General features: G+C 71.4%; 17 protein-coding genes. 11 read left to right on the top strand and 6 right to left on the bottom strand.

The genetic code is table 11. The features are described from left to right. Window positions 1-36 precede the first annotated feature (36 nt). On the bottom strand, window positions 37-915 hold the full coding sequence (locus NFU81_RS00485; protein WP_251483585.1) for a transglycosylase SLT domain-containing protein: 879 nt from the start codon (window positions 913-915) through the stop codon (window positions 37-39). A gap of 538 nt (window positions 916-1,453) precedes the next feature. Between NFU81_RS00485 and NFU81_RS00480 the strand changes: the two genes are divergently transcribed. The 3 genes from NFU81_RS00480 to NFU81_RS00470 all read left to right on the top strand — a co-directional run bounded on the left by NFU81_RS00480 (window position 1,454) and on the right by NFU81_RS00470 (window position 3,642). Then, entirely contained in the window at window positions 1,454-2,872 is a 1,419-nt protein-coding gene (locus tag NFU81_RS00480) for a DEAD/DEAH box helicase (protein WP_251483584.1), read from the top strand. A 79-nt stretch (window positions 2,873-2,951) separates the two neighbouring features. After that, a complete protein-coding gene (locus tag NFU81_RS00475) occupies window positions 2,952-3,350 on the top strand; it encodes a thioredoxin family protein (RefSeq protein WP_308208242.1) in 399 nt (132 codons plus the stop codon). 139 nt (window positions 3,351-3,489) lie between these two features. Next, window positions 3,490-3,642 (top strand): hypothetical protein, encoded by a 153-nt coding sequence (locus NFU81_RS00470; RefSeq protein WP_251483582.1) that lies wholly within the window; start codon window positions 3,490-3,492, stop codon window positions 3,640-3,642. A gap of 249 nt (window positions 3,643-3,891) precedes the next feature. Here the strand turns inward: NFU81_RS00470 and NFU81_RS00465 are convergent, their stop codons facing one another. Then, window positions 3,892-4,854: a zinc-binding dehydrogenase gene (locus NFU81_RS00465; protein WP_251483581.1), complete on the bottom strand. Its 963-nt coding sequence runs from the start codon at window positions 4,852-4,854 to the stop codon at window positions 3,892-3,894. 94 nt (window positions 4,855-4,948) lie between these two features. Here NFU81_RS00465 and NFU81_RS00460 point away from each other — a divergent pair, with 94 nt between their 5' ends. Then, entirely contained in the window at window positions 4,949-5,587 is a 639-nt protein-coding gene (locus NFU81_RS00460) for a TetR/AcrR family transcriptional regulator (RefSeq protein ID WP_251483579.1), read from the top strand. Window positions 5,588-5,707: 120 nt separating this feature from the next. Here the strand turns inward: NFU81_RS00460 and NFU81_RS00455 are convergent, their stop codons facing one another. The 4 genes from NFU81_RS00455 to NFU81_RS00440 form a co-directional block, all read right to left on the bottom strand. Beyond that, window positions 5,708-6,277 (bottom strand): TIGR03086 family metal-binding protein, encoded by a 570-nt coding sequence (locus NFU81_RS00455; RefSeq protein WP_251483577.1) that lies wholly within the window; start codon window positions 6,275-6,277, stop codon window positions 5,708-5,710. 165 nt (window positions 6,278-6,442) lie between these two features. Continuing rightward, window positions 6,443-9,373: an NACHT domain-containing protein gene (locus NFU81_RS00450; protein WP_251483575.1), complete on the bottom strand. Its 2,931-nt coding sequence runs from the start codon at window positions 9,371-9,373 to the stop codon at window positions 6,443-6,445. 47 nt (window positions 9,374-9,420) lie between these two features. After that, window positions 9,421-9,732 carry a trypco2 family protein gene (locus NFU81_RS00445; RefSeq protein WP_251483574.1) on the bottom strand — a complete coding sequence of 104 codons (312 nt, stop codon included), beginning with the start codon at window positions 9,730-9,732 and terminating at the stop codon, window positions 9,421-9,423. Between the two features lie 487 nt (window positions 9,733-10,219). Continuing rightward, a complete protein-coding gene (locus NFU81_RS00440) occupies window positions 10,220-12,937 on the bottom strand; it encodes a helix-turn-helix transcriptional regulator (RefSeq protein WP_251483563.1) in 2,718 nt (905 codons plus the stop codon). A gap of 134 nt (window positions 12,938-13,071) precedes the next feature. Between NFU81_RS00440 and NFU81_RS00435 the strand changes: the two genes are divergently transcribed. The 7 genes from NFU81_RS00435 (at window position 13,072) to NFU81_RS00405 (ending at window position 20,287) form a co-directional block, all read left to right on the top strand. Next, window positions 13,072-14,031 carry a helix-turn-helix domain-containing protein gene (locus NFU81_RS00435; protein ID WP_251483559.1) on the top strand — a complete coding sequence of 320 codons (960 nt, stop codon included), beginning with the start codon at window positions 13,072-13,074 and terminating at the stop codon, window positions 14,029-14,031. Between the two features lie 36 nt (window positions 14,032-14,067). Next, on the top strand, window positions 14,068-14,904 hold the full coding sequence (locus NFU81_RS00430; protein WP_251483556.1) for an alpha/beta hydrolase: 837 nt from the start codon (window positions 14,068-14,070) through the stop codon (window positions 14,902-14,904). Between the two features lie 64 nt (window positions 14,905-14,968). Continuing rightward, window positions 14,969-15,790 (top strand): alpha/beta fold hydrolase, encoded by an 822-nt coding sequence (locus NFU81_RS00425; RefSeq protein ID WP_251483553.1) that lies wholly within the window; start codon window positions 14,969-14,971, stop codon window positions 15,788-15,790. 64 nt (window positions 15,791-15,854) lie between these two features. Further along, window positions 15,855-16,673 carry an alpha/beta fold hydrolase gene (locus NFU81_RS00420; protein WP_251483550.1) on the top strand — a complete coding sequence of 273 codons (819 nt, stop codon included), beginning with the start codon at window positions 15,855-15,857 and terminating at the stop codon, window positions 16,671-16,673. A 383-nt stretch (window positions 16,674-17,056) separates the two neighbouring features. Continuing rightward, on the top strand, window positions 17,057-18,532 hold the full coding sequence (locus NFU81_RS00415) for an MFS transporter (RefSeq protein WP_251483548.1): 1,476 nt from the start codon (window positions 17,057-17,059) through the stop codon (window positions 18,530-18,532). A 405-nt stretch (window positions 18,533-18,937) separates the two neighbouring features. Further along, window positions 18,938-19,627 carry an SDR family oxidoreductase gene (locus tag NFU81_RS00410; RefSeq protein WP_251483545.1) on the top strand — a complete coding sequence of 230 codons (690 nt, stop codon included), beginning with the start codon at window positions 18,938-18,940 and terminating at the stop codon, window positions 19,625-19,627. Between the two features lie 96 nt (window positions 19,628-19,723). Then, window positions 19,724-20,287 (top strand): DinB family protein, encoded by a 564-nt coding sequence (locus tag NFU81_RS00405; RefSeq protein ID WP_251483543.1) that lies wholly within the window; start codon window positions 19,724-19,726, stop codon window positions 20,285-20,287. The last annotated feature ends 20 nt before the right edge of the window (window positions 20,288-20,307 follow it).

Genomic DNA, 20,307 nt, shown 5'->3' with positions numbered 1-20,307 from the left:
CCGCCCTCCGCCGGTCGGATCGGATCAGTTCGCTGATCAGTACGCGGAATTCACGTTGTCCATCGTGCCGTACCGGTCGGCGGCGTAGTTGCAGGCCGCGGTGATGTTGGCGACCGGGTCGTAGATGTCATGCGACGTACCAGCCACGTGGTAGGTGTTGAACGTCGGATCGATCACCTGCAGCAGACCCTTCGAGGGAATGCCGTTGCGGGCATTGATGTCCCACAGGTTGATCGCCTTCGGGTTACCGCTCGACTCACGGGTGATGTTGCGGTGGATTCCCTCGTACGTGCCGGGGATCCCCTTCTTGTGCATGATGTCGAGCGACTGGCGGATCCAGCCGTCCAGGTTGTTCGCGTAGTGCTTCGCGGTCGGCTTGTGCGCGGCGATGTGCGCCTTCTTCGGCGCGGTGGTGGTCTTCTTGGCCACGGCCACGTGGGCACGATGGGTCGCGCGGTTCGCGGCGGCCTTCGCCTTCGCACGCTCGTTCGCCTCGGTGGCGGCCTGCTTCTTCGCCGCCACGTCAGCGGCCTGCTTCTTCGCCGCCACGTCAGCGGCCTGCTTCTTCGCCGCCGCGTCAGCGGCCCGCTTCTCGGCCTGCGCGGCCAGGACGCCCTTGGCCTGCGTCTTCTGCTGCGTGGCCAGGTCGCTCTTCGGCTGCGGGGCAGACTTCTGCGACGCCGCACCCTCCTGCACGCCCAGTTTCTCGGCGTGCGTAGCGGCGGAGGCGGAGACCCCGGTCGGGGCGCTCGCCGCGGTCGCCGAACCGGCTCCGGCGGTCGCTTCCAGCCCGGTGACGGTCAGCACGACCGCGGCTGCGGCGAGCGCGCCGGCTGCGGAGATCTTGTGCCTCTTCGACATCTGGTTGAACTTCGCGAACGTCGGGAGCTTCTTCGGGATCGTGGGGAGCTGCATCAGAAATGACCTCTTCCGTAGTGGACCCCTGAATTGTTGGAGGTAGCGGTATCCCGGGTCAAAGACCCCCACTGCGGTCCGCATTCGTAGTCGCATTACGGAGGGCCGATAGCCCGTGCAATATCGCGGCCGTCGTTACTAAGCTGCTTGGTATGTGACCCACGCCCTATAGAAGGCATCACAGAGCAGCCCCCCGGCTTTCACCGGGAGTGAGAGCGCCGGCGCTATTCGTGACTGCTTATTGTGGCCCCGGTCACTCAAAAATCTGGACGAATCGGGAAAGACCGCCACATTGCACCGGCCGCCGCCTGCGGCAGGAACCCCTGCGCCACTCGGCAAGGGCAACCCTGATGTCGAGGGGCTCAGCGGCCTCCAGCGCGTGACGATCCCCCGGGCTGGGGGCGGGCCGGGCCGCGGGACGGCCGGCGAGAGGCCCGCGCTGGTAATCTCGGAGTTCGCTCGCGGACAGCCTGTGCCCGCGCCGGGACAGGGCAGGTGCCCAGGTCCGTTCAGGGCGCCGAAACGAGGAAGGACCCCCATGAGTGCGAAGCAGCCGGCCGCCGGCCGCTCCGGACCCGGCAGGTCCGACCAGGAGAGGGCACTGCGGGGCGAGCTCTCGATCCCGGGGACGCCGGCGCCTGGCCTCCCGCCGGCCGGGTCATTCGCGGAGCTGGAACTGCCGGTCGAGCTGATCAGGGTGCTGGCAGGGCTCGGGGTACGGGAGCCGTTCCCGATCCAGGCCGCCACCCTGCCGAGCGCGCTGGCCGGCCGGGACGTCCTCGGCCGCGCGCGGACCGGCTCGGGAAAGACCCTCGCCTTCGGGCTTGCGCTCCTCGCACGTACGGCGGGCCTGCGCGCCGAGCCGAAGCGCCCTCTCGCGCTGGTCCTGGTGCCGACGAGGGAGCTCGCGCAGCAGGTGAGCGAGGCGCTGGCCCCCTACGCGAAGGCGCTCGGGCTACGCTCGGTGACCGTGGTCGGCGGGCTGGCGATCAGCCGGCAGGTGGCGGCGCTCCGGGCGGGTGCCGAGGTCGTGGTGGCGACGCCGGGGCGACTGGCCGATCTCGTCGCCCGGCGGGACTGCCACCTGGACAGGGTGCGGATCGCGGTGCTGGACGAGGCGGACCAGATGTGCGACATGGGTTTCCTGCCGCAGGTCTCGGAGACCCTGGACCGGATGCCCGCGGGCGGGCAGCGGATGCTGTTCTCCGCGACGCTCGACCGCAACGTCGATCAGCTGGTCAGGCACTATCTGAGCGAGCCGGTGCTCGCCACGGTGGACCGGGCGGAAGGCTCGGTCGCGACGATGGAGCACCACGTACTGAACGTCCATCCCGCCGACAAGTACGCGACGGCCACCGAGATCGCGGCCCGGGACGGGCGCGTGCTCATGTTCCTGGACACCAAGCACGGTGTGGACCAGTTCACCCGCCACCTGCGGAGCAGCGGCATACGGGCGGGTGCTCTGCACAGCGGGAAGTCGCAGCCGCAGCGCACGCACACGCTGGCCCAGTTCAAGGACGGCGAGATCACGGTGCTGGTGGCCACCAACGTCGCTGCCCGTGGCATCCACGTCGAGCACCTGGACCTCGTCGTCAACGTGGATCCGCCCTCCGACCCCAAGGACTACCTCCACCGCGGCGGGCGGACCGCGCGTGCCGGTGAGTCCGGCAGCGTCGTCACGCTGGTCACGCCCGGCCAGCGCCGGGACGTGAACCGGATGATGTCGGACGCCGGGATCCGGCCCACGGTCACCCAGGTTCGCTCCGGCGAGGAGAGGCTGACCGGCATCACAGGCGCGAAGCGCCCGCCGGTGCAGGACAGGGCGAAGACCGGCAACGCGGCGTTCCACGGTCTGGGCACCCGCGCGGGCCGTCCGCCGAAGGAATCCCGCAAGGCCGCGGAGGCCCGGACGATGGCGGAGGCCCGCAAGGCCGCCCGAGTGCGCAAGGCCTACTGACGGGTGGTACGCGCCGCCCCTCGGGAGACACAAGGAGGCACCCGCTGCCTCGCATCGAGTGGAGCGTCGAGGAGTGCCGATGGCAAGCAGGGTCCATCAACCCCAGGAAAACGCCGAGTTCGAGTTCATCCTGGCGAGGGCGGACGTCCCGGTGCTCGCGTACTTCCACGGGGTGTGGCCCAAGGCCGCGGCAGCCTGCAAGGAGATGGACCCCCTGGTGCGGGAGGTGGCCGATACCTATCAGGGCCGGCTGATCGTCGTGCGGGCCGACATCGCAAGGTGCCCCGGCCCAGTACGGCGGTACGGCGTCACCGGCGCGCCCTCCTTCGTTCTGATCGACCGGGGTGAGGCGACGGCAATCGCGAACGGTCCGATGTCCAGGACCGCGCTCGGGGAGTTCCTGGACGCCCACTTCGCATACCCGGCACTTCACGCCCAGCCGAAGCACGGTCACACAGGTGGTGACCTGCACGGATGAGGCTTTCGGCAAGGACAGCCCCAGAGCTCAGGGCGAGTCCGGCGAAACGGATGCCGCCGCGGACTCGGGGACCTGGTCAGCACCGCGGCGGGTGCGGGCGATCCGGGAGCGGCGACCGGCGACGCGGGTCAGCACGGCGGTGAGGAGAGGCCACAGGCCGCGGGGGGACGCGGACGATGCCGGCTCCCTCGCCCAGATCGCCTCGATCGACGCCGCCGACCAGCCCGCCGACGACACCTGGCGCGCGCTGAGCACCCGCAACGCCACCCGCCTCCTGCCACACCTGGCCTGAGGAGGGGTCCGCGTCCGCGCGGCCGGCCCCCGGTCTTGCGCGCCGGGCGTTCGCGCCCGGGCTCGGCCCCGATCAGGCCGGGCAGCAGGACGGCGCCGCCGCAGTCGGCGGCCGGGGCGCCCCTCGGGTCCGTGCCGAAGGCCACCCGCAGTTCGCCGATGGCGTGGTCGAGCAGTTCGGCGTGCCGGAGGATGATCGAGCCGGTCCAGAACCTCGCGTCTGGCGCCCCACGGAGGAAGGAGCCCGGAGCTACGGCGTCAGCACGATCCTGCCGAAGACTTCACCCGCGTCCATCTTCTGGTGTGCCAGCACAGCTTCGTCCAGCGGCAGCAGTTCGTGCACCACTGCTTCGATCTCGCCACGGCCGGCTGCGGCGAACTGCTTGCCGCGTACGGCGGCCAGGTCGGCTGGGGTGACGGTGGCTGCGCTGAAAGCGGCGAAGGACATCGACTTCTGGAACGCCGCCATGATCTTCGTGCCGAAGTCCGCGGGCGGCTGACCTGCAACAGCGCCCACGGCCACCATGCGGCCGTTCGGGTTGAGCCTGTCGAAGAACGAGGGCATGTCCGCACCGGCCACAACGTCGATGATGACGTCATAGCCCGCGGGATCGGCTTCCCCTCCGTCGCCGGAGCGGTCCAGCACGTGGGTCGCGCCGAGACGCCGCAGCCGCTCGCCGCGCTCGGATGACGACGTCGTGACCGCCACCGCGGCGGCACCACCGCGAGCCGCGAGCTGCACGGCCATGATCCCGATACTGCCGGCCGCGCCACGCACCAGGACCGTCTCGCCGGGGACGAAACGGGCGTGGCGAAGCCCGAAGTGGGCCACCGCACCGGCACTACCGAGCGTCACCGCGGCGGCGGCGGACAGCCTGTCGGGCAGGGGAAGGATCTGCTCGACCGGCGCGACGGCCTGTTCGACGTAGCCTCCGCCGGTGCCGGTGAAGCCCCACACCCGTCGACCGATCCACGCCGCGTCGACGCCGTCACCGACCGCGGTCACGGTGCCCGCCACCTCGCCACCCGGGATGTGGCCCTCCTTGAAGCCGTAGGCGGCCAGAGCCCCGCTCCGGATCACGGTGTCGACACCGCCGACGCCCACCGCTTCGGTGGCGATCAGCACCTGCCCGGCAGCAGGTGCGGGTACCGGCAGGTCGACGACAGCCAGACCGTCAGGACTTCCGAACGTCCGGATCGAGATCGCCTTCAATGTGGTCTCCAGGTTTTCGGACTTCCCGAGCGCGAGAACTTCTTCGTCGAGGACGGTAACGGACGCCCCCGTCCGTTTAGGTAAAGTGAGAGCGGTGACCGACCGTTTGCCTCATACGTTGCGTTCCGACGCGCTGGACAATCGCGAACGCATCCTCGAAGCGGCCCGAGCGCTGTTCTCCGACGACGGCCTGGACGTGCCGATGCGGGAGGTCGCGCGGCGTGCAGGAGTGGGACCTGCCACCTTGTACCGTCACTTCCCGAACAAGCAGATCCTGGTCGCCGATGCCTTCGCGGACCAGCTGGACGCGTGCCGCGCCATCGTCGACGAGGGGTGCGCGGATCCTGATCCGTGGCATGGCCTGTGCCTGGTGATCGAGAAGATCTGTGAGCTGCACGCCCGCGATCGGGGCTTCACCGAAGCCTTCCTGTCGACCTATCCGGGGGTGAAGGACGTCGCCGCAGGCCGTGAGTACACGGTGAAGGCGGTTGCCGAACTGGCCCAGCGAGCCAAGGAAGCAGGTCGCCTGCGGTCTGACTTCGTCCTGGACGACCTGGTTCTCATACTCATGGCCAACAAGGGGATTCACGCCGCAACGACCGCTGCGCAGGTGAAGGCCTCCCGGCGCTTTTCAGGGCTGGTGATCCAGGCGTTCGAAGCCTGCCCCCGGCACGCACCACTACCGCCGGCGGCACGACTGGCGTCCGCACCACCCCACGGCTTGTCGCGGTAGACGCCGGTTTTGCAACGTGGCGTGCAGGTGCAGGCTGTACCTCGCCGCACTGCTGCCCGGCGCCACCGCACCACACTTCGACAGCTCGCGCCCGATGCGACCGGCATCACCGGTCGGAGACTACGCCCAGGCGGGATCACGGCCGGTCAGGCCGAGGATGCGGTCCAAGGTGGGTGCGTCGGCCGGTACCGCCACCTCCGGTCCGTACATGCCCATCTCCCGCCCCTGCTCCACGCCGGCGAACACCGTGTGGTGCAGATGCGCCAGCAGGTCGGCGGGCAGTTCCAGCCGCTGTCCGGTCGCGACCGCCAGGTCCCAGCCGTGCAAGGCCAGCTCGCCGACGATCATGTCGCCCAGGACGGACGCGGGCAGCGTATGCGGCGTGCCCATGCTCGTCTCGCCCTCCCAGGCGCTCGGCGGCGCCCACGACGACGTGATGTCGTCCAGCAGGGCGAGCAGGCGGCCGCGCCAGTCGCCGGCCGCCAGGTCCACATCGGACTCGGCGGCCGCCGGCTGCGGAACGGACTCCTTGCGCCCGCCGCCGGCGAGCGACGGGCCCCAGAACAGGAGGTGGTTGACCAGTGCCCGCACGTCGTACTCCGTGCACGGAGTCTTGTCGGCGAGCTGGTCGTCGGTGATGGTGCGGGCGACTGCGGCCATGGCCTCGGCAGCGTTGGACAGATGCGACATGGCAGCGACGCTAGGCGGCCCGGGCCGGAGGAGTATTGAACAAACGCGACATACGCGCTGCCGTGGGGGGCGGGACGTTCGGGAGCTGCGGAGTGCGTGGACCAGATCCGGCCGCCCGCGTGGAGCGATTCGGCGATGGCCGGCGTGGAACCGAGGCCGAGTGCTTCACCCCGCGGCCCCACGCCGTTCGGCTCGCACCACGTCGTAACGCTGTAGCCATGCGAGCAGTTCGTCGTGGCGCAGTTGATACGCCGTTCCGGCCGACCTCAGCAGGCCGTGATCGTGGCACCAGCCCAGGAACGCGGCCAGGTGCCACGGCAGTCGGCCCCTGGTCGCGGCGATCACCCCCAGGTACTGGCGGGTGGTGATAGCCACGAAACCGGGGCCGGCGGCCAGGCCGCAGGCCGCGGCCGTCGCGGCGGCCAACGGCCACGGCACCCACAGCCAGTCGACGAAGAGCAGCGCGTACAGCGCCACGCCCGTCATCACGGCGCCCGCGACCAGCCCGGCCAACGCATCGTTGCGCAGCGGGGACAGCGGGGTGGGCACGCCCGGCGGATCCGGATCGGGGTCTCCCCCGCCCTTGTTCCGGGCCGCCCGCAGCCCCGCTCGTACCCCCACCACCAGACCGATCGCCCCGGCACCGCAGCCGGCGGCGAGCCCCACGAAGTCGCCGAGTTGGCCGGCCGTGGAGCCGGCGAGCGCCATGACGGCCAGAGCGGTCGGCGCCGCAGCGACGACCAGCCGGCCCCGGTCGACGTCGGCCCGCACCGAGAGAGCCAGGCCCAAGCCGAAGACGAACGCGAACGCGCCGCCGGCGGCCAGCGCAAACCCCTGCCCGAACAGCGGCGCCAGCGGCAGCATCAGAACCCCGCCGAGTACGGTGCCGAGCGCCACCCGGTTCCAGCCGAGCCTGCCGCGCAGTCGCTGGAACAGCATCCGGCGGGGCTGTACGTGGCGGCCCCGCGCCTCCCAGGCGGCGACCATCGGTGCCGGGGTCAGCAAGGCCAGCAGCACCGCTCCTGGAAGAGGGAGCGCGCCGTTGCGGCGCAGGCAGAGAGCCAGCAGGGCGAGGGCGGGCAGCCAGCAGGCCAGGGTGATTGCCACTGCGGCGTAGCGCGCGGCACGCGGCCCCGCCACCGGCCACAGGGTGTGGACCTCGAAGTCCCGCGACGACGTGAAGCCGCCGCCGTCGGTCGGTGCCGCGGTGCCCCCGCGCAGGCTCGCCGCGAGCAGGCTCAGCCACCGGGTCACGTCCCGCGCCTCGTACCGTTGGCGCCGCTCCGCCGGGTCAGCGCCGCACACGGTGGGGATCAGCGCTTCCAGGAGCGCAGCACGCACATCCTGCCGGGCCTGTGCGGAGTCCGGAACGCCCGCGAAGGAGCCGAGCTGGCCGGCTCCGGACTCCGACTGGGACACCAGCGACGCCAGCGTGAGCATCCAGGGAGATGTCAGCGCGGCGGCGGTGGCCGTTCCAGGGGCGAACAGCTCCTGCTCGATCGCCCGCAGCCGGGCCTGGTGCAACGCCCGCTCGACCAGGTAACGCCGGCCGTCCGTGGCGCCCACGGCCTCGATGCGGACCGTGGCGCAGTCCAGCAGGCGCTCGCCAGCCCGGCTGAGCCCCTCGTACTCGGTGCTCCGGCAGGTCACGACCAACGGCCCCTCGAACCGGTTGAGCTGGACGAGGACGGCGGCCGCCCTGGACCGGCCGCCACCCGGCGGGTCCAACTCGTCGAGGCCGTCCAGGACCGGCATGACCCTTCCGGTCGCCAGCAGTTGCCGTGCCGTTGTGTCGGAGCCGCCCAGGTAATCACGGGCCAGTCGCTCGGTGAACCAGTCGGTGAACGGCACGGTGATGTCCCACCCCGGCAGGCCCATGGGCACTGGGACCGGTCCTTCGCCGTCCAAGCGGTCGAGGAGTCGGTGGACCAGTTCGTAAGCGAGGAGGGTCTTACCGGCGCCCGGCCCGCCGGTGATGACGAGCCGCCTGGGCACGAGCGCCTCCACGTAGTCGGCGACACCGGCGAAGTCCCCTCTGGGCCATGCCCGTTCGGCATCCCTACCGCCCTGGAGGACGGTGCTGAAGGTGACGTTGATCGCCTTCGTGTCGTCGCCCAGCAGCTGCCGGCGCCGGCGCGTCACCTCGCCCAGCACGGCATCGGACAGCGCGGCCAGGGCGGCATCCCTGCCGTTTGGCGTACGGTGCGGGGAGCGTAACCGCGCTATCGACCACATCGCCACGATGCCCGCGAAGAACGAGCCGACCGTCCAGGCGAGGCCGGTGGACCTCGGGCCGAGCCGGGCGAACAGCAGAAAGGTCAGCGCACCGCCCAGAGCGGACAGCGGCACGTCCCGCAGCCGGTGCCGCCAGGTCGGCGGCGGCATGCTGACCGTCACGAGTCCGGGGCCGGTCCGCCGCTCGGGCGCCGGCCCGCCGATGTCCTCGATGACGAGGTGGACGCCGTACGTCTCCAGGGTCTGCCGGAACCCGGGCAGTTCCGCGAGGGCGGTGACCGGGACGGCGTCCAGTACGCCGGGGGCCACAGCCTTCTCCGCCCGGGTGACGGCCACCAGATGCGGCCCGCACAGGACCGCCGTCCCCGAGCCGCCGCGCCACCCCGCCCGCCCCGGCACGATGCCGGTGTCGACGTGCACCGTGAGCAGTCCGGATTTCATGGCGTGCAGCGGGTCCACATGGCCGCGCACCGGCATCGTGTCCCGCTCGTGCGCCGAGCGTCTGGCTGCGTCGGGGAAGCCGAGGCCGAGGCACGGGACACGGTCGCGGCCCACAATGCGCCCGAAGCGTACCGGCGGGCCGGGCGGCGGCCGCCACTGCGCGGCATTGATCCGCAGCAGCGCCGCGTCGGCGTCTGCGGGCAGCACCGGGCCGGGCAGCTCTGGCAGCCACACTACGTCAGCGGGCAGCCACTCCGTGCGTCCCAGCTCGCCGAGCTGCCGTATCTCGACCGCACCGCCTACCTGTGTGCCCTCCAGCACGTGACAGGAGGTCAGCACCAGGTCGTCACCGAGAACGTAGCCGCTGCCGGTATGCCGGCTGGCCGGGTTCCATATCTCGACGACCCTCGCCTCGTCCATCCGCCGCCCCGTCGATCATCCGCTGAGCTGCCGGTCCGCCGAAGCGGTCACAGCGGGCGCTGGGCGGACTCGCCGGCGATTCTCAGATCGCCGCCCTGGTCGTTCACCGGTTGCAGCGTGAGTTTTACGCGATGGGTCTGCGCTGCGCCGGCCGATCCGTGCGCCTCCACGGTCCAGGGCAGCACGAACACCTTGGCCTTGGCTCCGCCGTCTTTCCGGACCTCCACGGTGAACTCCAGCTCTACGGGACCGGTGGTGAACCGCACGGCCTCGTCCCGGCCCTCCTCCAGGGCGGCCTGTAGCTCGGAGCGGATGGCGCTGACGGTCTCCCCCAGCTCGGCCCACGGTTCCTGTGCCACTTCGTAACCCCCGGGAACGGACTGGACAGCGTGCTGCGGTACGGGAGTTGACACCGAGGAGGTGCGCCCCGAGCCGCCTGTCCGAACCGTACCGGACCACACCGGTCTGCGGAACGCGGTCGTGTCCCTCGTCGTGGCGCAGCGGATCACACGGCTGTCGCGTCGGTGGTGTTGTCGCGCGTCGGACGTTGTGGCAGGAGTCGTTTCTTGCGGGTTCTGCTGTGTGAAGGACTCTGACGTGAGCGCGGCTCCGGCTCCCTGACGTACGAGAAGCCGTTCCTCCTTGAGGAGATCCCATACGCCCTCGACCTCGTCGGGCACGCCCAGGACGACCGGCGCGACTACAACACGGTCCGACCCCGCGAGGCCCCCGCCTGGAACAGGCCCCACGACATCCACACCGGCGCCGCGGACCCGCTCGTCCCCCTCTCTTCGGCGGAGCCGCTGGGCCTCGCGCTGGAGGAGACGTGCTGCGTGGTGGTGGCTTCTACGCGTCGAGAGCTTTGGGCAGTTGGTTTCGGGAGGTGATGCCGAGTTTGGGGAAGATCTTGTAGAGGTGGGCGCCGACGGTGCGGTGGGACATGTGGAGGTGCCGGCCGATGTCGCGGTTGGTGAGGCCTTGGGCGGCGAGGCGGGCGATACGTACCTCCTGGGGGGTGAGGGTGGCAGGGCCGGGGGCGGTCTCGGGTGAGGGGTCGCCGGTGGCGCGCAGTTCGCTGCGGGCCTGGCCGGCCCAGTAGGTGGCGCCGAGGGGTTGCAGGAGGTCGAGGGCCAGTCGCAGGTGGGGGCGGGACTCGGTGGTGCGGCGGGTGCGGCGCAGGTGCTGGCCGTAGGTGAGGTGGAGTCGGGCGCGATGGTAGGGCCAGTCGGCCAGGCCGGGGGCGGCGAGTGCCGTGGTCAGCAGGGCTTCGACCTGGTGGTCGGGGGCGAGGTGGGCGCGGGCGTGGTTGACGGAGATGCGGAACGCGGCTGCGGTGGTGTGCGCGGTGAGGGGTTCGAGGCGGTCCAGGATGCGGCGGGCTTCGGGAACGCGGCCGGCAGTGCGGGCGGCGTCGGCGAGTTCGGCGATGGTGAAGAGTTCGATGCTGTAGTGGTGAACCGGGTCGGTGGGGTCGAAGAGGCGGGCGAGGCGGTCGAACGCCTCGTGGGCGTGTCCTGCGGTCAGGGCGTTGATGCCCAGGGCGCGGTGGGCGACGGCGCGCAGGTAGGGGGTGAGGTGGCGGTCGGTGAGGATCTCCTGGCCGAGAGCTTGGGCCTCGTCGTGCTGGGAGCGGTGGGCGGCGATGGTGATGCGGTGGCCCAGGGCCATCAGCCGCCAGACGGGTTCGTCGATGGCGGTGGCCAGGCGTTCGCATTCCCGGCTGTTGTCGAGGGAGCGGTCCCATTGCCCGACCCAGATGTCGGCGCGTGCCCAGACGCTCAGGAACCGGGCGAGCATCATGGCGCGGCCCTGGTCGCGAATGTGGGAGGCGGTCGCGGCCATGGCGGCGGCAACGGAGGGGTATTCGCCGAGGAGGCCTTCGATGGCGATAGCGTGGCTCATCTGCAGGGGGTCGAAGGGCGACTGCTCGCGGATGCGGGCAGCACGTTCCAGGACGGCCCGGCCGCGTTCGATCGGCTGGAGGCAGGCCAGGACCAGGACGGCGTTGCAGTCCTCCATGCGGGGGTCGAGGTCTGCGACGGTGGCGGCGAACCAGGAGCGCAGCTCGGCGGAGCTGCTGTGCATCCAGCAGCGCAGAGCCGCAGCCCACAGCAGGTTTCGTGACAGTTCGAGCTCGTTCGCCTGTCGGGCAGCGAGAGCATGGCCCACGAGGGTGCGGGTGAACAGCGGGTCATCGGCGGGCCGCAGACCGGCGAGTTCTTCCAGCAGGGCGCGGCGGGCCTGGTCCTTGGCACCCAGGTCGATCAGGCGGGTGCTGTCGAGCAGGGCAGCGGTCTTGGTCTTGCGGTCGGGCAGGTTGCAGGCCAGTTCGGCGGCGCGCAGCAGCTGGGCGGCCCGGTCGGCGTCGGTGGGGGCCAGGGTCGCGGCGCGTTCCAGGGCGTCGACCGCCACCGACAGGGCGCCGCGGGCGACGGCGCGGTCGGCGAAGGCGAGCAGGTCGTCGGTGATCTGCGGGGCGGGGCCCATGGCGGCGGTCGCACGGTGCCACACGGCCCGGTCGGGTTCGGCGGCCAGGACGGCGGCGAGCGCGGCATGGGTGGCGATACGTTCGGTCAGGGCGGCGTTCTGGTAGACCGCGGAGGCCACCAGGGGGTGGCGGAACCGCACGGCGGGACCGTCGGCGGTGACCAGGCCCGCGGCGACCGCCGGCTCGATGGCCTCCACTCCTGGTAGGGCGCCGGTGATCCGGGCGGCGGCGGCCAGGAGTTCGGGCAGGCGGCAGCCGCCGTCGGCGGCCAGGGCGAGCAGGACCGCACGGGTGGCCGGGGGGATGTCGGGCAGGCGGGCGGCGAAGGCCCGCTCCAGCCGGGCGCTGGTCGGCAGATGGGAGTGCAGGGGGCCATCGGTTCCGTCGGACTGCCGGACGGCGGCGGGCAGTTCGAGCAGGGCGAGGGGATTGCCGCGGGCGGTCTGCAGGATCCGGTCCCGGATGCGGAGCGGCAGGTCGCCGGCCTGCTGTTCCAGGAGCCGCCGGGAGGCGTCGGCGGGCAGCGGTCCCAGGCGCAGCTCGGGCAGGCCTGTGTCGGCGAACGGATCGTGGTGGCCTTCGCGGACCGTGGCCAGGACGGCGAGGGGTTCGCCGGCCAGCCGCCGGGCGACGAAGGCGATGACATCGGCGCTGGGCCGGTCGAGCCAGTGCGCGTCCTCGGCGACCACCAGCAGCGGGTTCAGCCCGGCCGCCTCCACCAGCAGGTCCAGGGCCGCGAACGCGACCCCGAACAGGTCCGGGACGACCGTGCCGGCCTGGCCGAGGGCGGCTTTCAGGGTCTGGCGCGGCTTGGCGGGCAGTGCCCCGTCGCGCAGCAGCGGCCACAGCAGCTGGTGCAGAGCCCCGAACGGCAGCCGGGCCTCCGCGGGAATCCCGTGGGCTGCCAGGACCGTCAGCCCGCTAGTGCGGGCTTGCCGCACCGCGGTGTCCAGTAGCGCGGACTTGCCGATTCCCGCCTCCCCGTGCAGTACCAGCGCCCCGGCGCCGCGCCCGACCGCGCCGACGAACTGCGCCAGTCGCGCCTGTTCGGCCTGCCGGCCGTGCAGCTCCTCCATCTCCCGGCCCCCTCTGGCTGTGCGGTCACCTGCTGCCTTGTTCGGCACCGGGGTCGACGATCGCTGATCACGGCGGGTGATAATCGACTCTCAGCGCACAGGAATGGACGTACGCATGGGAAGGGGTGGGGACTGTGCTCCTCGTGGACACCCGGCAGGTCGCCGCCCGGGACCGGGCCGAGGCCGTCACCGCCGCGCTGACGGCCGGCTGCGTCGCCTCCCGGATCGTGCACCAGGATCCCGCGGGCGAGGTCCACGCCTCGATGCACCTGTGGTCGATCGGACCGTGCAAGCTCGTCACCGCCCAGGCCACCAGCCTGCGCCAGACCCGCACCCCCAAGCACCTGCGCGGCGACGACCAGCCCGAGATGCTCGCGCTGGCGATGCACTCCCACGGCCTGGCCCATTACGACAAGGGCGGCCACCAGCAGGTCGTGCGCACCGGCGACCTCATGATCAACGACCTGACGTCGCCGTACGAGGTGAACTGGCCCGGCAACGGCGGCTCCAGCGCGTTCAACGTCAGCTACGACCTGCTCGGCGTGCCGGTCGACCTGGCCCGCCGCGCCACCCCGCTGCTGCACACATCCCCCCTGTACGGGCTGGTCCAGCACCACCTGGGCACATTGATCCGCCAGGCGCCGGTGCTGTCCGACGACCCGGGAGCCCCCGCCCTGGCCACCGCGACCGTCGAACTGCTGCGCGCGCTCGTCGTGTCGGCCGCCGCCGACGACAAGCTGGCCCGCCCGGTGCGGGCGGACACGCAGCTCACCCGGATCATGGCCTACGCACGGCAGCACCTGACGGACCCCGACCTGACCCCTGCGCGCCTGGCCGCGGTCCACCACCTGTCACAGCGCTCCCTGTACCTGCTGCTGCGCGCCGGCGGCATCAGCCTGGAGCAGTGGATCATCGCCCAGCGGCTGGAGGGCGCTCGCCGCGACCTGGCTGCCGCGGGCAAACGCCACCGCACCATCGCCGCGATAGCCCGCACCTGGGGATTCACCGACCCGAGCTACTTCACCCGCCGCTTCCACCGCGCCTACGGAGTGCTGCCCAAAGACTTCCGGGCGGCGGCACGGTCAGCCGACTGATGCCCGCGCAGTCATCGCCTTCCTAACGTCCGGGGCATGACCTTCACCCATGACCTCGAACAGATCACCCGGGCCAATGCCTCGGGGCGGCCGCCGGTGGTGTTCGTGCACGGCCTGTGGCTGCTGCCGGGCAGCTGGGACCGGTGGGCTGCCCTGTTCGCCGACGCCGGCTACGCGCCGGTCCTGCTCGGCTGGCCCGACGACCCCGACAGCGTGGACGAGGCCCAGGCCCACCCGCAGGTGTTCGCCGGCAAGAGCGTCGGGCAGATCGCCGACCACCTGGCCGACCTCGTCGGCCGTCTGGAACGCGCCCCGGCACTGGTGGGCCACTCCTTCGGCGGACTGCTCGTGCAGATCCTCGCCGGCCGTGGCCTGTCCCGGTCCACCGTCGCGATCAGCCCCGCCCCCTTCCGCGGCGTCCTGCCGCTGCCGTTCGCCGCGCTGCGCTCCTCTGCGCCGGTCCTGGGAAATCCGGCCAACCTGCACCGGGCCGTGCCCCTGACCTACGACCAGTTCCGGTACGCCTTCGCCAACGCCGTCACCGAGGACGAGGCGCACGAGCTGTACACCGCCTACTGCGTGCCGGGTGCCGGAAAGCCGATCTTCCAGGCGGCCACCGCCAACATCAACCCGTGGACCGAGGCCAAGGTCGACACCGGCAACCCCGGGCGGGGCCCGCTGCTGGTGATCACCACCGACCACGACCACACCGTACCGCCCGCGATCGCCCAGGCCGGCTACACCAAGCAGGCGCGCAACCCCGGCGTCACCGAGATCGTCGCGGTGCCCGGACGCGGGCACTCCCTCACCATCGACGCCGGCTGGCGGCAGGTCGCCGACACCGCGCTGGCCTTCCTGCGCCGCTCCCTGTAAGCCGCGCCGCCCGCCCGTTCGCACACAGCGGACCGATTCCCGCCACCTTGCAAGGAGAACCCAGATGAGCACGTTCACCGTCTCCGACGGCACCACGATCCACTACACCGACTGGGGACAGGGCCGGCCCGTGGTGTTCAGCCACGGCTGGCCGCTGTCCGGTGAGGCATGGGCCGAGCAGATGCGGCTGGTCGCCGAGCACGGCTTCCGCGCCATCGCCCACGACCGTCGCGGCCACGGGCGCTCCGACAACGGCTGGACCGGCCACCGCATGAACACCTACGCCGACGACCTGGCCCAGCTCATCGAACACCTCGACCTGCACGACGCCGTCCTGGTGGGGCACTCCACCGGCGGCGGCGAGGTCACCCGCTATCTCGGCCGCCACGGCACCGCCCGCACCACCAGGGCCGTCCTGCTCGGCGCCGTCCCCCCGCTGATGCTCCAGACCGAGGCCAACCCCGGCGGCCTGCCCCGCTCGGCCTTCGACAGCATCCGCGACGGCGTCGCGCGCGACCGCGCCCAGTTCTACGCCGACCTTGCCATCCCCTTCTACGGCGCCAACCGCGAGGGCCACACCGTCTCCGAGGGCGTACGCCACGACTTCTGGCGCATCAGCATGCAGGCCGGGCTGAAAGCCGCCTACGACTGCATCGCCCAGTTCTCCGAGACCGACTTCACCGACGACCTCAAGAGCATCGACATCCCGGTCCTGGTCGCCCACGGCGACGACGACCAGATCGTCCCCATCGGCGCCGCCGGCCTGCGCTCGGCCGAACTCCTCAAGGACGCCACCCTGCGCGTCTACCCCGGCGCCCCGCACGGCCTGGTCGGCTCCTTCAAGGACGCCTTCCACGCCGACCTCCTCGCCTTCATCAACGCCTGACACCCCCCGCTCCCGTAGTCCCGCCGCCACCGGCGGCGGGACCCCCGGTCAACAGGAGAACACCATGCCCCGCACCTCACGCCGCCGCAGCGCGATCACCGCGCTCTCCCTGGCAACCGCCCTGGCCTGCGCACCGCTCACCACGGCGACCGCCGGCCCCGCCCGCACCACCGCCAAGCCGACCATCGTGCTGGAGCACGGCGCGTTCGCCGACGCATCGGGCTGGAACGCCGTCGCCACCACCCTGCAAGCCGCCGGCTACACCGTCATCGCCCCCGCCAACCCCCTGCGCGGCCTGTCTCAGGACGCCGCCCGCCTCACCTCCCTCCTGGCCTCCATCGACGGCCCCGTCGTCCTGGTCGCACACTCCTACGGCGGCGCGGTCATCACCCAGGCCGCAGCGGGAAACCCCCACATCACCGCCCTGGTCTACATCGCCGCCCTGATGCCCGACACCGGCGAGAACCTCGGCGCCCTGGCCGCCCGCTCCACCGACTCCCAGCTCACCCCCGCCCTGCGCCCCCTGCCCTACACCGACCCCGACGGCGCCCAGGGCGCCGAACTCAGCATCGACCCCGCCCAATTCCGCGCCGTCTTCGCCGCGGACCTGCCCGCCGCCCGCACGCGCCTCCTGGCCGCCGAACAACGCCCCATCGACGCTGCCGCCTTCACCGCCACCGCCACCGCCGCGGCCTGGCACACCATCCCGACCTGGGCACTGATCGCCCGCCAGGACAAAACCCTCGGCGCCGACCTCGAACGCTTCGAAGCCAAGCGCGCCGCGGCCCACACCGTCGAGATCGACAGCTCACACGCCGCACCGATCTCCCACCCCGCTGCCGTCACCGCCCTCATCCTCGCCGCCGCCCGCACCACCAACTGAACCGCCGCGTGATGGGCCAACGGCGACAGCCGCGTGATGCCCTCCTCGCGGACCCAGGCGCCCTCAGCGCGCAACTGGTCCAGGGCGGCGTTCATTTAGCGGGTGGTGGCCCTTCCCGAGCGCCGGGCGCCTCGGAATGTGACATGAATCCCGCGGATGTGATGTAGCCCATATCGCCGGCCCGCGATGTCACGGTCCGCGGTCCAGGTCCCCTCTTTGACCGCGTAATCGGCACACGAAGGGGAGCCCCGGTCGGGTGCGGCGTAGCGCGGCAACCCCAGCGCCCGTGGCGCTGCCCGGGTCCTCCCCCTCGCTGCTGGACGCCGCGCCCGCCCTGCCCCCGCGTGCGTAGCGAAGACCATGTTCCGGAAGGCATACCTCCCATGGCAGTAAAGGACGCCCGACAGTCCTTCCTCGCGACGGGCCGCGGCAAGCTCACGCTGGCCTTGCTGTGCGCCATCGCGTTCCTCGACTTCATCGACGCCTCGATCATCAACGTCGCCCTGCCGGCCATTCGGAGCGACCTGGACTTCTCCGTCCAGAACCTCCAGTGGGTGCCGAGCGGCTACCTGCTCACGTACGGCGGCTTCATGCTGCTCGGCGGACGGCTCGCGGACCTGCTCGGACGGCGCCGCATCGTGGTGACGGGGACCGTGCTGTTCTCGCTCTCCTCGGTCATCGGCGGGGTCGCGAACTCCTCCGGGATGCTGATCGGCGCACGGCTCGCGCAGGGCGCGGGCGCCGCCCTGATGCTTCCAGGTGCCCTGTCCATCCTGACGACCATGTTCAAGGAGGGCGGTGACAGAACCAAGGCGCTCAGCGTCTGGGGCGGCGTCGCCGGCGGTGCGTCAGCGGCCGGTGTGCTCCTCGGCGGACTGCTGACCGACGGACCCGGCTGGCGCTGGGTCATGTGGGTCAACGTCCCGGTCTGCGTGCTGGTGATCGCCGGGCTGTTCCTGCTGGTCGAGGGCGACCGGCGCACCTCGCGGCCGGCGAACTTCGACATCCTCGGAACCCTGCTGGTCACCAGCTCCGTGCTGCTGCTCGTCTTCACCCTGGTGAAGGCGCCGGACGTGGGCTGGGGTGCGACCCGTACGCTCGGCGGCCTCGCAGGCGCCGCGGTGATCACGGGCGCATTCCTGATCAACGAGCAGCGCGTCAAAGACCCGCTGCTGCCGCTGTCGATCTTCCGGATCAAGGGGCTCGGCGCCGCGGACTTCACCCAACTGGTCGCCGTGGCGGGGTTCCTGTCGATGTTCTTCTTCCTCAGCCTCTACATGGAGAACGTCCTCGGCTACTCACCGATGGAGACCGGCTCCGCCTACCTGCCGCTGTGCGTCGGTGTCGGCATGGCGGCGGGCATCGCGTCCCAGCTGATCCCGCGGATCGGGACGCGGCCACTGCTGATCGTCGGGCTGCTGCTCGCCGGCGGCGGCATCTTCTGGCTGTCGCGCATCCCGGTGGACGGTCACTACCTGGGCGACCTGCTGCCCGGGCTGATGGTCACCTCCTTCGGTCTCGGCTTCGCCTTCGTGTCGATCACCACCGCGGCCAACGCAAACGTGGAGCCCGAGCGCGCCGGGCTCGCCGCGGCGCTGCTCAACGCCTCGCAGCAGATCGGCGGGGCGCTCGGGCTGGCGATCTTCTCCGCGGTCGCCACGTCGCGCACCGAGGATCTGGTCGCGGAGCAGGCGCCCATGCCCGAGGCCCTCACCTCGGGTTTCTCCCGGGCGTTGCTGGTCAGCAGCTTCTTCCTCTTCGCCGCGGCGATCGTGGCCCTGCGAGCCGCCAACAGCCGCGGTGAGGCGGCGGAGACGCCCGCCGTGGCGACGACCTCGGAGCCCGTCCCCACCGGGTGACCCGGCTCGCGGCGCCCCCGGTCCGCCACGGATGCCGCCGGCTGACTCCCGGTACTGCTTCGCCCCGCCGATGACACGGCGGGGCGCTGCACGCGTCCTGGTGGCTCCACACCTACGACCACCACCGCGTACACACCGCATTCAAAGGCCAACCACCCGCCACCCGCGTCCCCGACCTCGCAGGGCAATACCACCAGGGCAGATCTATGCTGGGACGAGTGGCGCTCGGGGGAACAGAGGGCGCCACACAGGGCCGCGCAGCGCGTCGACGCATCTGCTGTCGGCAGGGATTCAGCGGGGGGCCAGGGGCCAGGGGGCTCGGGTGCGCCGTAGGGCGGACCGGGTGCCCGGGCCGGCGCAGTCGGCGTCCGCGAGACCACATGCCTGAGGCAGAAGGGGTCAGCGATGGAGGTCGAAAATTCTGTATGCCTGGTAACAGGAGCGAACCGCGGCATAGGGAGAGCCTTCGCACGCGTGCTGCTGAAGCACGGCGCTGCGAAGGTCTACGCGGGCGCCCGCGATCCGTCGACCGTCACCGATGAAGGCGTGACCCCACTGCGCCTGGACGTGACCAAGCCCGAGGATGTCGAAGCCGCCGCTGCGGCCGCCGGCGACGCCACCATCGTGATCAACAACGCGGGGGTGTTCGGCGACGGGACACTGCTGGAGGGCTCCTTCGACGGCGCCCGCCAGGCCTTGGACGTGAACTTCTTCGGGACCTGGGCCGTCTCCCGCGCGTTCGCACCCGTCCTGGCCCGCAACGGTGGCGGCGCCCTGGTGAACATGCTCTCCGTGGCGTCATGGGTCGGACGGCCGGACTGGCCCGGATACGCGGCTTCCAAGGCCGCGCAATGGTCGCTGACCGAAGCGACCCGCCAGGGCCTGAGTGACCAGGGCACCCTGGTGATCGGCGTGCACTCCGGCTTCGTGGACACCGACCTCGCCGCATTCACCGACGCGCCCAAGATCGAGCCCGCCGACGTCGCCGAGCAGACCGTCGAAGCCCTGAAGACCAACTCACCAGAAGTACTCACGGATGATGCCACCAGGAAGGCCAAGGCCGCTCTGTCCGAACCGCCTGTCCCCTTCCGCTGATTCCTGATGTCGTTCGCCAACGGCCGGTCCTCCCGGGACTCCTTGTACTGCTCGGGCAGGAGGGCGTCCTTGTCCGCCTGCACGTAGTGTGCGGAAATGACGAGAAGCGAGCGCATCGCGGACCAGTTGGACCGGCATTGGCACAAGAACCTGCGGCCGCGGCTGCACGGTCTTGCCGACGAGGAGTACTTCTGGGAGCCGGTGCGTGGCTGCTGGAGCATCCGCCCACGTGGCACGTCGGCCGCACCGACGTCGGCAGGTTCGGGGGAATGGACGATGGACTCCGCGTCCCCTGACCCGGTGCCGGCGCCGGTGACCACGATTGCCTGGCGGCTGGCGCACATCATCGTCTCCTGCCTGGGCTACCGGGTCGGATGGCACTTCGGCGGCCAGGACGTCGGCTCCCGGACATTCGCCTACGCGGGGACCGCTGACGAGGCGCTGAAACAGCTCGATGAGATGTACGGGAGATGGAACGCGGGGGTCCGCGAGCTCTCGGACGCCGACCTGGAGAATCCGCCCCCGGCGGGTCCCGAGCGGTTTCCCATGGAGGGCATCGTCCTGCACGTCAACAGGGAGCTGATCCATCACGGCGCCGAGATCTCCCTGCTGCGCGACCTCTACCGCTGGCAGGACGGAGCCGTACCGCGCCGCATATGACTTTCCGGTCAACGGATCGG

Source organism: Actinacidiphila cocklensis, assembly GCF_907177275.1.
Classification (GTDB): Bacteria; Actinomycetota; Actinomycetes; order Streptomycetales; family Streptomycetaceae; genus Actinacidiphila; species Actinacidiphila cocklensis.
Note: the sequence above shows the minus strand (reverse complement) of the source record. Positions and strands in the feature narration are given on the sequence as shown.